Raw genomic sequence first — 11,285 nt, 5'->3', positions numbered from 1 at the left:
TCGGGTTTGCCTTTCACGATGCAGACTGCTTCTGCCGGAACGACTTCAGGTCGGACCATCTGATCGGGCCGACGAGCGCGCTGGTGGCCACATAGGCAACTGCGGCAGCACCCAGTGTCAGCACGACGTGGTGGTCGGAGAGCCACAGTGTCACCACAACGCTGGCTGCTGTTGGCACCAGAAGTCGCAGCAGGAACACCACCGGTGTGCGGTATCCGCATCGAGTACGCAGCCGCCAGGTCGAGACGGTCATGTGGAACAACTCGGTGCATACCAATGCCACGCCGGCCCCGACGGCGCCGAATCGCTCCGCGAGAGCGACATTCAATGCGAGGTTGAGCACGAGGGTGACGAGGGTCAACCACAACAGGACTCGTTGTTGATGAGAGGCGATCAACCCCTGACCAAGGGTGCTGCTGATGAAGCGCAGCCCCGCGGCGATGAACAGCAGCGCCAGCGTCGGGGTCCCGCGCTCGACGAAGGCATCGTCGCCGAACAGCGCGATCAACGGGCCGGAGAGAAGTGCGCCGACGACACAGATCGGGACTGCCACAAAGGCCATCACTTCGACGCTGCGGCGCAGAAAGCTGGCGAAGTCGCCGACGTCACGTGCGAACGAGCCCGTGAGCGTCGACAGGGTTGAACTGTGGAACACAAGGGAGACCGCGATAGTGCTCCACGCGATCGTGAACGCCAACCCGTACACCCCCACCTCGAAATCGGTGGAGAGGAGCGAAAGGACCACGCCGTCTGCATTGGAATACAGGAGCCCGGCCACCAGGAAGGCAGTGAGCGGCAGGCTTTCTCGCAACAGATCGGCGGCCTCACGAAGCGCGAAGATCGGACGTACCGAGACGTGCCGCATCGCGGCGGTGCCCTGGATCAACAGCTGAAGGACGGGAGGGATGAGTTGCGCGACAGCGAACCAGATGACGTCAGCCTGAATGGACACCAGACAGGCCACCATGATCAGCGTGCCTACCCGGCCTGCCACGTCCGACAGTGCGACCGCGGAAAAGCGGACGGTGACAAGGAACACTGGCTCGAACCTCGTCACCATGGTCTGCAGCAGCAGCCCCCCGGACAACACGACAAGCATGACTCGTACGTCGAAGTCGTCGTATATGAGCAAGCCCGACAGCGCGGCCGCAGCGGCGAGCGGAATGCAATAGATCAAAGCCAGGCCGCTGTTGACCCGCACCAGTCTCTCGAGGTCGCCGCGACCGGATGTCACGCGACGAACGATCACGGTGGCGATCCCGAGATGGGCGAGGCTGGTCCACATTCCGATGAACATCACCGCGATGACCAGCTGGCCGTAACTGTCAGGACCCAGGTAGCGCGCGGTCATCGCCACCGAGAACACCGACGCCATTAGGCCCAGCACCCGGCAGATCAATTGGATCGAGAACGCGTGAGCGATTCGCGTGAGGGGAACAGACGGTACTTCCGCACCGGGTGCCGGCGGCTCAGTCATGGCTTACAGGCACCAAATCGGGAGATCACCCGCATTCCACCGGAGTCGACATCTGACAGATCGTCCCGGAACGTTACCTCAAGAACAGGCGCAAAGAATGCATACTGTTGCCGTGATGTACCGGAAGTGTGTAGACGTGGTCGTTGCGCTCGCGATTGCCGCGGTTGGTGTCTTTGCCATTACGGCTCCGCCATCCCATGGTCAGCCCGGCGACGAGATCGCGGCGACGGACACGGCGCCACCGGGGGGCACATCAAGTATTTCGCTTCGGGAACTGGGGATCGTTTCGCCCTTGGCGTTCTACGGCGAAACCTCATCACAGCGTCTGACTCTGCCGGTTCCGCCCGGGCTCACGCCCATTGCACTGAACACGACGGTCGAGCTACCGATCAATTTTCAGTCCGGACTGCTGACGGTGATGCAGGGCGACCGGATCCTCGGGCGTGTGGACCTGCCTCCCGCCAACCTGGTGCCGGTGGAGATCCCACTCGGTGGCGCAGCGGTGATCGACGGCTCCGTGACGGTGTCCGTGCACACCTACCTACTTCCGCTGGACAGGCAGTGTTTCAGGGCCGAGAGCCCGTTGCGTCTGATCGATGGCTCCGTCAGCTTCGCCGGTGTCGAGCAGCCGCCCGCCACAGTCGCCGCCTTCCTGCCGCCGGTGCTCCGCCAGCTGACGATATTTCTGCCACAGTCACCTTCGCCCGCGGAGTCTGAGGCGGCAATTCAACTGGCCAGCTCAGCGACCGTGAATTACGGTGGTCACGCCCCCCAGATCGTGGTGGTTCCGCTGCCGAACGCCCAGGCGATACCGCCGGGGCCTCCGCAACCTCTGGAGCGCCAGGTCGTGATCAAAGAAGGGCCGAACGACGGACTGTCAGTACAGGGTGCCCCCGAAGCGCCGTGGTTGCTGATCTCAGGGCCTTTGGGGCAGGCAAGCAAGCCTGACATCGATTTGTTGTTCGACGATCTGTCCCCGCTCGCTCTATCCCCCAAAGCTGTCGTGGACTCCCTGGATCCCACCGAGCAGTTCCCCAGTGACACGACAACGCTGCGTGACCTCGGTCAGCCCTCCCTCAGCGCCACCGCCCTGGAGCCGCAGGTGTCGATCGGATTGGACCAGACGCGATTTGGTAGATCAATCCATGACGTGCGTTTGCAGTTGGAGGGGTCCTACACCCCGATGCCGCCCGATATCGGCGGGCAGATCACAGTGTCGATAGGCGAGGAAATCATCGACCACTGGCCCGCTGACAACACGGGCAACATCGACCGCTCGGTCACAGTTCCGGATCGGCTCCTCGATCGATACACCCTGATTCGTGTGGCGTTGAACGAGGCAGGTAACGCCGGACGATGCGGAGATTTCTACACCTTCGATCCCGGCGACCGTGTACCGACGTTGACAATCGACGGCGACAGCCAAGTGCAGAGCAGTCCGGCGAAACCGCCCGTGCCTGCCGGATTCCAATCGCTGCCGCAGGCACTGATGCCGCAACTCACGGTGGGCATCAAACCCCGCTCGCTGCCTGACACCATTCGAGCGGTCAACGTTGTCGTGGGTCTGCAGAAGCGGACTTCGAACACGCCTATCGACGTTGTCGTCAAGAGCGTTCAGGAGGCGATCGACTCATCAAACCCTGCCTTGGTGATCGCTGCTGAAGGCTGGAACAACTCCAACATCGTGTTGCCCGTTGCCGCATCGGATACTGGGCCGATCACCTTCAACGCCAACGAATCTGGAGGTGATCCCACCGTGGTCACCCTGGATCCGGCGTTGCGGTTCGCTTCTCTACAAACGGTTTTCGACAACGGTCGGACTATGTTGATCGCCACGTCCAATGGGCCTGCCGCTCAACTAGACGAGCTTTTCGGATGGCTCAACGGCGAGCCGCAGCGCTGGCAGAATCTCCGTGGTATCGCTGTGGTGTCGGTGGCCGGGCACGATCCGGTGACTATCAATCCCCCGTCATATTCTTCTGCCTCGGTCGCCGCATCTGAAAGTGACAGTGATGCGCGGCCGGGCTGGCTATGGTGGCTCGGCGCGGGATCGGTCGCCGCCCTCGTCATCGCAGCGGCCGCTCTGATCGTCGCCCGCAGGCGACGCGCACGATGACCTTCAACGATTCGGTCATCGTTACGGGCAGTTCAGGGTTCATCGGTGGGTCGTTGGTTGCGCATCTCCGCAAGATCGGCCGTCCGGTGGTTGGTCTCGACCGTACCGCGGAGCCGACTGACTCACTCCGCTGCGATTTGACCACACTTGACGAAGATGCATTCGATGTCACACCACGTCCGTCGACCATCATCCACCTCGCCGCCCTCTCAAAAGAGCCCGGCAGTCCCTGGCGGGACTATTTCGCGAACAATGCCGAGGCCACCCGTCGGCTGTGTCGGGCGGCCGAACGCGCGGGTGTGCAGAACATCATCTTCACCAGTTCGATGATGGCCTTCGCCGCCGGCCCCTGGCGACGAGCCGAGAACGACTTCCTCGACGCCGACACCGCGTACGGTTGCAGCAAGCTGCAGGCCGAGGAGATCCTCCGGACGTGGCAGGCCGGCGGACCCGGGCGCCGTCTGCGTATCGTTCGCCCCGGCGTGGTCTTCGGCCCCGGCGATCAAGGCAACATGCGACGCCTGATCCACGGCCTGAGCCGACGGCGCTTCGCTTACATCGGTCGTCAGGACACGGTGAAGAGCTGCATCTACCTCAAGGACATGGTGCGGCTGCTGGTCCACCTCATCGACGACGACGGGCCACACGACACCTACCACGCCGTCTACCCGCAGCCGACCACGATCCGAGACATCGTCGATGCCATCAACCGGGCGTGGGGGTGGCACCGCCGACCGCCGACCGTTCCTTATCGTCTTGCCGTGGCCGCGGCGACGCCCTTCGGGTTGATCGACCCGCTGGGCGGACGCTTCGGCGTTCATCCGCGGCGCATCCAGAAGTTGCATCTCGATACCAACATCAGCTCGGACCGCCTCGCCGATATTGGCTTCGTCCAACAGTATTCGTTGCAAGAGGCATTTTCTGATTGGCGACGGGAATGCGGAGGCGGGTTACCGCAATGAGTGAACCGACGACCGCGAGTTATCCGGTGGTCTGAGCGTTCGGCGGGGCCGGCCTTCCGGTGGTGCGGTAAATACGGAATCGTTCGTCGCCCGTGGCTCCATAGACCGAGTGCACAAGCGTGCCGAGGCCCGCGCCGTCGGCCCACAGCGACGGGTAGCGGATGTTCAACGCGTCCGCTTGGGAGATCGCCGGATTGCTCGCGACGATGTACTGCACGCCGAAATCCCACGGTCGGTTCAGCACTGCGGTGAAGTCGTAGTCGCTCGTGATGACGAACTGTTTCGGGTTCTTCGACGCGAGCCAGACGCCCCAGGTGTTGAAAGTGTCCATCAGGACGGAGCCCTCCGGTAGGTGCTTGCGGTCGAAGTATTGGGCCAACGAACGATCGTTGACCATCAACCGCCGGTACCACTGCTCGGTGGGCGGATAGTCCTCGGGATAGATCAACGACTTCAACCCATACTGCAACTGCTGGTTGCCGATTCGCTCGTTCGACATCGCCAACACCGTCACGGGCAGCCCGACGGCCAACGACGCGCACAACAGTCCCGCACCGACCCGGCTCGGGACGTTGTCCGCCCGCCACCACGCCCGCGCAGCCCGTGCCGCCGAGGCAACGGGCTCCCAGCACGCCAACGCTATGCACACCACCAGCGGGACCGCGAGCAGATAGAACCGGAACCAGCCGAACGTCGTCGACGAGTACTGACTCCACGCGGCGAAGGCCAGAATCGGACCGAACGTGAAGACCGGGACCAGAGCGTCGGCCTTCCTGCTCAGCGCGGCGAGCACCACCGCGCCCGCAGACGCCAGCCCGACGAACGGCTGCATGCCCAGTATCCGGGCGGAGATGACCACCCAGTCGTCGGAGGCGGCCTTCATATGCGGGCCTGCGCGTTCCGCGGCTGCGGCCACCTGGCTGCCGTTGCCGTACTGCGACGTGAGGGTTGCGAACGCCTCACCGGAGACCACCCACCCGGTGAACGCCCATATCGATAATGCCGCCGCCAATGGGAACAACACAATGATCACGCTGAGAACCGCGGAGTTGAGCCGGTTTTCACGTTCGGAACGCCGGAATGCGATCACAGCAACCAACAGGGCTGCACCGCACGCGGCGGCGACGATCTCGTACCGGGCCAGGTAGCCCACGCCCAAAGCCACTCCGGCCCAGCCGAGATCACCGACTCGTCTCCTGCTCACCCACTGCATCAGGTGGCGGGCGCACCACAGCACACAGAACACCTGCGCGGCTTCGCTCATCCCGGAAGCGCCGTAGATGATGATCATGGGCTGCAGTGCGAAGCAGGCGACTGCGAGCCAGCGCCACACGTCGCCGACACCGCGGTCCAGTGCGATGCGCCGGACCATCACCGCTGCGCCCGCCATGAACAGCGCGCTCTGCGCCACACCGGCCAGCCCGTGCGTCTTCACCTCCGGCCACCAGCGACTGAGTTGCAGCACGGGCACTTCGACAAGGCTGGGCAGCGGATTCCAGACGAATCCGATCGCGGAGAGGTGGGGATGGCGACTCATCACCACGTATCCGGCGTTCGCCACTCGGCTCGGCGCGTCCGGGTCGAACATGTTGTACCGCAGGATGAGTACGGCACCGACCGAGAAGTAAAACACAGTGAGGATCGCAAAAAGTGCGATGCCCCAACGCCGTGCCGGTGCCGTCATGGTGTCAGGTCCTGGTGCGTCGCCGGACAATCATCCATATCGCCGCCGCGAGCACGGCGCAGCCGCCCAATCCGATCGTCGCCCAGGCCCACCACTTCCACGGGTCGCCGGGGTACTCGTTGACGAGCCCGCCGCCTTCGCGGACGGTGAGGTTGACAGTTTCGTGGGCCGCACCGGTTGCGACCACGTCGCCCGTCAACGACGCCCATCGGTTCGGCAATGCACGGATGTACTCGAAGCTGGCGTCGACCAACGACCAGTCACCGCTGCCGGACACGGCCAGTATCGTGCGCTCCTTATCGGTGAACGCCTGCACGATACCGAGTGCGCCCTTGAGGTCGACGTCGGTGGAGGTGCTTCCGGTGACCTCCACCGTGTTCGGGCCGCCGGGCAGCAGCGGCGCTTTCATGTTCGCCTTGGCAAGTTCGTCGCTGCTGGTGACGGCGAGCAGCGGGGTGCTCGAGGAGGCGGCGGCCGAGAATGCGGTCAGCCGTGGCCGAAGCATCACCGCCGTGTGCTGTCCCATCAGGTTGATCGCCTGTGCGGCGTGCGGCAGGTGCTCGGGGCTGTCGATCGCGACATCGAACTCGGGGGTGAACGCCATCGGCAGAATGGGGAAACCGCCCCGGTTGTGTGTGCCGGGCGTGACGGCGACCGTCGATGCAGGGTCCAGCGTGAACGTCATCCGGTCATTCAGCGGCGCACATTCCTGGCGGGGAATGTACCGAAGTTCCATCGCCATACCGACGTTCGAGGTGATCGACTCCGGAGGAATCTCGCCGGTCAGGTCAAGCACACCGGAGTTGTCGAGCGTATGGGTGGCCACGACGGTTGAACCCGAACGGATGAGAATCGACCCCTCGCCGCCGCTGATCGGGGTGTACTTGGCCTTCAGGTGAATCGTGGCGCTACTGATGGACCCGACCCCGAACTCGCTGACGTCGAACCCTGCGTAGAGCGTGCTGGTCCCGAGAACCGACGTCGAACCCGTCATGCCGAGCTGGCCGAACGTCTTGATGTTGGTCGACTGCGCCACATCGGTGCGGGCGGAAAGCACGACAGCTGAATCGCTTTGGGCCAGTCCGATGCGTCGGTCGGTCAGAAGGTCCACCTGCTGCATCAGTTCGTCGCCGGTGCCGGTGATGGCCAGCACGGCGTTGGGGGTGCCCGGGTTCTCCACCGCGATTCCCGCTTGTTCCCCGTCGCGCATATCGATGACGCGGGTCAGCGGGCCACCAGCCAGCGGGGGGAACTCGGTGGTGGTGACGGCGATACGCACGGGCATCGGGCGGTAGACGCGGGTGAGGGCGGACACCAGATTGAGGGCCGCCTGCTGTTGGCTGCCGCTCGGGTGGGGGCCGACGTTGATCAGGATCTGGTCGAGGTAGCCCGGCAGGAATCCAGCGACAGTGGTGGGGTCCGGGGGAGGGCCGGAGTAGGTGGTCATGAGCTGGCTCAGGCTGAGTGAGGGAGGTACCGAGCAGCTGTTCGACGGCGGGTTGTTCTCGCGCAGAATGAAACTCAGCGGTGCCCGGCCCTCGGTCACCTGTGCGGCGGTGATGTCGACCAGGAATGGCGCCGTGGACACCCCCACGGGCACGCCGATGCTGCCGAGCACGATGCCACGAGAATCCAGGACGTCGACGCGGCCGTCGACCACGTTGACAACCGACCCGATCTCACCGGTCAGCAACGCGGGACCGATGCCCTCCGGCACCGGAATCGACGTGTCGAACTTCTGGTTCGAACCGATCAGGTCCATCCTTTCGGGCAGGCCCAACTGCGTCCAGCTGATCGCAGGCGTCACGTTTGGTTCGACCACTCCGACTGGTTCGACCACTTCGATTGGTTCGACCGGTTCGACTGGTTCGATTGGTTCGACCGGTTCGACTATGTCCGGCTGTGCCGTCACGACAGGTCCCCACGCAACCACCGTTTGGCCGACGACTGCGCCGGCGGCGACAACCGCCACAATCAGCGTCCGCGCGATCGGATGCATCAGTTTCCTCCGGGAGTCGGGGCCGAGGCTGCCTGGTGGGTGAGACCGTGCACCGTCTTCTCCCAGAAGAATGGGCGGAATACGAACTGGTACAGGGCTTTCAACGCGGCAATCGACTGCAGTAACCAATACATCGGCGCCAGAAGTGCAGCCCACCACAGGTATGGCTTACCGAGTGCCTGGGTGGCGATCAGTCCGACGAAGATCGATAGCGGTGCGCCGACGATGAACAGAGCCAGGCAGATGTAGTAGGTGATCGGCGGGAAGAGCTCGGTCACGAAGTCGGGTCTGCCCAGCACCCAGATGACCATGATGAACCAGAACAGCAGATTGATGGCGGCGGTAATGGGAACGCCGCCGGTCATGTTGATCAAACGTAGAGTCGCCTTCGTTCCGACCTTCTCTCGTAGGTCGGCTGGCGTACGCAGGTGAACCATCATGGTCTGCAGGTAGCCCTTGTACCAACGCGACCGCTGCCTGATCCAGTTGACGACGTCGGAGTTGGCTTCCTCCAATGTGATCGAGTCGAGAATCAGTGTCCGGTAGCCATGGCGTGCCAGGCGCACGCCCAGATCGGCATCCTCGGTGACGTTGAACTCGTCCCAGCCGCCGATGTCGCGCCACACCTTGGTCGGCATGTGATTGGACGTCCCACCCAGCGGCACCACACAACGCAGCTCGTCGACGGCAGGCAACACCACGCCGAACCACTGGTCGTACTCCAGCGAGAACCACCGGGTGAGCAGGTTCTGCCGCTCGTTGAAATACGCGAGCCGTGCCTGCAGGCAGCCGACGTCGGGTGGGGTGCGCCGGAAGGCGACGACCGCGCGACGCAGCTGCAGCGGGTCGGGAATGTCCTCGGCGTCGTAGATCGTCACCAGTTCGCCCCGCAGGTCGGGCAGCGACATACCGTAGTTGCACGCTTTGGGTTTCGTCTTGGGCATGCTGTGGGGCACCAGGACGATCCGTACAGACCGCAGATCCGCGTCGAAAAGAGCGTTCTGCGTGGCGATGTCGTCCTCTTCCACCAGAAGCAGAATTTCGAGTTTGTCGCTCGGATAGTCGAGCTTGCCGACGCCGTTGATCAGGTTGGACACGATGGCCGGCTCGTCGTAGACGGGCAGCAGGACGGTGTAGACCGGCAGCTCCTCGTCGGTCAGCATCCGCGCCTCTTGGTTGCTTACGCGGATCAGGGCCGACGATTTCAGACCTCTGAGCACGAGGTAGTTCCGGTCGATTGTCGAACAGAGATAGAGCAGTGCGATCAGCCCGGTGATCAGCGGCGGGATGTCGTGCGGCCAGAAGATGATGACGGTGATGAGCACCGCCGCAAGGCCGCCGAAGATGATCAGCGATGTGCGCCCGAGAAGTGTGCGTGCCGACAAATGCGCCGGCAGCACAACAGCTTCGGGCGTCTCAGACACCGGTCTCTGCCCGGGGTTCGACGCCGGACGAGTGGTTCAGCAGTTCGACGATCTGGTCCGCTCGCTTGACGACGAGCGGGTCCACTTGACCGATGCCGTCGGGCTGCTGGCGGGCCAACCACAGCGCGGGCGCCAGTGACATGTCGAGGAATGACAGTTCTTCCGGGGCCGGCGGCGGTGCATCGCTGTTGATAGCCTGATTGACGATCACGGTGACACGTTGATGAGCGGTGCCGGTATCCCACAGCCAGGTGACGGCGTACCAGTCGACGGCGTTGGCGTCCGTCGTGGCGTCGGCGTTGCTGTGGATGATGCGCGCACCCGCGGGCATCGATTCGCCTGCCGCCGACTGGTATTCGAGGGGCCGGCTGCTCGGATACCAGACCATGTGGTCGAGGTCCCGTAGCGTCGAGATTTGACGGGCCGTGATGACATCGACGGCCGCTGCCGGCATACCGGCCGCGGCGGGCACGGTATAGCGCACCAGCGTGGCGTCATGACCGGCGAACCTCGCGATGAACGGGAACGTCTGCGGCGCACCGAAACCCGCGCGTTGCGCCCAATCGGGGGCGGCGGGCGTGGCGTCCGCGCTCCGTGTGTGCGGCGTATTGATCGCCAGCAGCGCCACGGCCACGAGCACGAGGGGCACCAGCGACAGCGGTGAGCGCCGCGGCAGGGTGGGCCGTGCGGTTGCGGCGTTTTCGTGCCTCGCGCCGACACGCAACATGGCCACCGTGATGATGACGGGCACGATGCCTGCGACGAGCACGACCGTGGCCGCGAGACTCAGGTGACCAACCAGCGTCAGCGTCAGCGCGACCGCGGTGCCCAGGCATACGAAAGTCGCCAGCATGCGTCGGCCCAGCGGCGCGCAGCGTCCGGCGAGAAACACCGCGACTGCCCCGATGACTGCCGTCAGAAGCGCGACTGCGGTATCCGAACCACCGAACGCGGCCGCTGTCATGAGAAATGGCAGCGGGCTGACGCAGCACAGCGCGAACAGCCACAGTTGCCACATCCGCACGACGTAGCGAACGCCCAGCATGATGGCGAACAGGCACGCGGTCCAAAGGACGACTCCGAACAGGTTCAGCTGCCACAGCAGCGCCAAGGTCGGCGTCCGATGCTGTAACAGATGAAGTCCGGTGAAGCCGACGACTCCGACCAGGACGGCGACAATCCAGTCCGACTCGCCGTCGCTGACACCCCGTGGTGCTTGCCGGTACCCACTGGCAATCACGCCGATCAGGATCGGCAGGACGAGCAGGAGTACCGCCCGCGATCCCACCAATGCGTGGCCGATGACCTCTGCGACCGCGAAGGCGTAGGAGCCGAACGCCAGGACGCCGACGAACGCGAGGCGGGGCCAGTATCGCTGCGTAAAGGGGATCGACGGAGGTGGTGGTGGCTCCTCGACCAGAGCAAGCGGACGCACGGAAGCGGCGAGCTTCGTTTCCAAGATTCACCTTACGGACAGCCCCCCGACGGGCAGTCAGTTACGCTATCTGCCTCAGTAACAAGATCACTGATAACGGCTTTAAGCTTCCAAGCACGATACCAGCAAATTCCGTCACTCGGCGTGCCGTATGACCTAAATCACACAGCCGTCAATTACACGGAAGC

The 11,285-nt window shown here is 63.9% G+C and carries 7 protein-coding genes; 2 read left to right on the top strand and 5 right to left on the bottom strand.

The window, feature by feature from the left end:
- Window positions 1-13: 13 nt before the first annotated feature.
- A complete protein-coding gene (locus H7J93_RS24715; RefSeq protein ID WP_267308925.1) occupies window positions 14-1,477 on the bottom strand; it encodes an oligosaccharide flippase family protein in 1,464 nt (487 codons plus the stop codon).
- Between the two features lie 97 nt (window positions 1,478-1,574).
- On the opposite strand from H7J93_RS24715, the gene H7J93_RS24710 reads away from it, so the two are divergent.
- Together H7J93_RS24710 and H7J93_RS24705 are read left to right on the top strand one after the other, a co-directional pair.
- On the top strand, window positions 1,575-3,593 hold the full coding sequence (locus tag H7J93_RS24710; RefSeq protein WP_372508025.1) for a hypothetical protein: 2,019 nt from the start codon (window positions 1,575-1,577) through the stop codon (window positions 3,591-3,593).
- Window positions 3,590-4,555: an NAD-dependent epimerase/dehydratase family protein gene (locus H7J93_RS24705; protein ID WP_267308923.1), complete on the top strand. Its 966-nt coding sequence runs from the start codon at window positions 3,590-3,592 to the stop codon at window positions 4,553-4,555. The genes H7J93_RS24710 and H7J93_RS24705 overlap by 4 nt, the downstream gene beginning before the upstream one ends.
- Window positions 4,556-4,574: 19 nt before the next feature.
- On the opposite strand, the gene H7J93_RS24700 is transcribed toward H7J93_RS24705, so the two are convergent.
- The 4 genes from H7J93_RS24700 to H7J93_RS24685 form a co-directional block, all read right to left on the bottom strand.
- On the bottom strand, window positions 4,575-6,239 hold the full coding sequence (locus H7J93_RS24700) for an ArnT family glycosyltransferase (protein ID WP_267308922.1): 1,665 nt from the start codon (window positions 6,237-6,239) through the stop codon (window positions 4,575-4,577).
- A 4-nt stretch (window positions 6,240-6,243) separates the two neighbouring features.
- Window positions 6,244-8,061 (bottom strand): hypothetical protein, encoded by a 1,818-nt coding sequence (locus H7J93_RS24695; RefSeq protein ID WP_267308921.1) that lies wholly within the window; start codon window positions 8,059-8,061, stop codon window positions 6,244-6,246.
- A 176-nt stretch (window positions 8,062-8,237) separates the two neighbouring features.
- Window positions 8,238-9,662 (bottom strand): glycosyltransferase family 2 protein, encoded by a 1,425-nt coding sequence (locus H7J93_RS24690; protein ID WP_267308920.1) that lies wholly within the window; start codon window positions 9,660-9,662, stop codon window positions 8,238-8,240.
- Window positions 9,655-11,121, bottom strand: coding sequence for a hypothetical protein (locus tag H7J93_RS24685; protein WP_267308919.1), 1,467 nt, complete (start codon window positions 11,119-11,121; stop codon window positions 9,655-9,657). Before H7J93_RS24685 ends, H7J93_RS24690 begins: the two co-directional genes overlap by 8 nt.
- Window positions 11,122-11,285 lie beyond the last annotated feature (164 nt).

This window comes from Mycobacterium barrassiae (assembly GCF_025822765.1).
GTDB lineage: Bacteria > Actinomycetota > Actinomycetes > Mycobacteriales > Mycobacteriaceae > Mycobacterium > Mycobacterium barrassiae.
Note: the sequence above shows the minus strand (reverse complement) of the source record. Positions and strands in the feature narration are given on the sequence as shown.

Coding starts and splice junctions, on each gene's coding strand:
- H7J93_RS24715 (WP_267308925.1), bottom strand. CDS start 1,477: ATGACTGAGCCGCCGGCACCCGGTGCGGAAGTACCGTCTGTTCCCCTC.
- H7J93_RS24710 (WP_372508025.1), top strand. CDS start 1,575: ATGCATACTGTTGCCGTGATGTACCGGAAGTGTGTAGACGTGGTCGTT.
- H7J93_RS24705 (WP_267308923.1), top strand. CDS start 3,590: ATGACCTTCAACGATTCGGTCATCGTTACGGGCAGTTCAGGGTTCATC.
- H7J93_RS24700 (WP_267308922.1), bottom strand. CDS start 6,239: ATGACGGCACCGGCACGGCGTTGGGGCATCGCACTTTTTGCGATCCTC.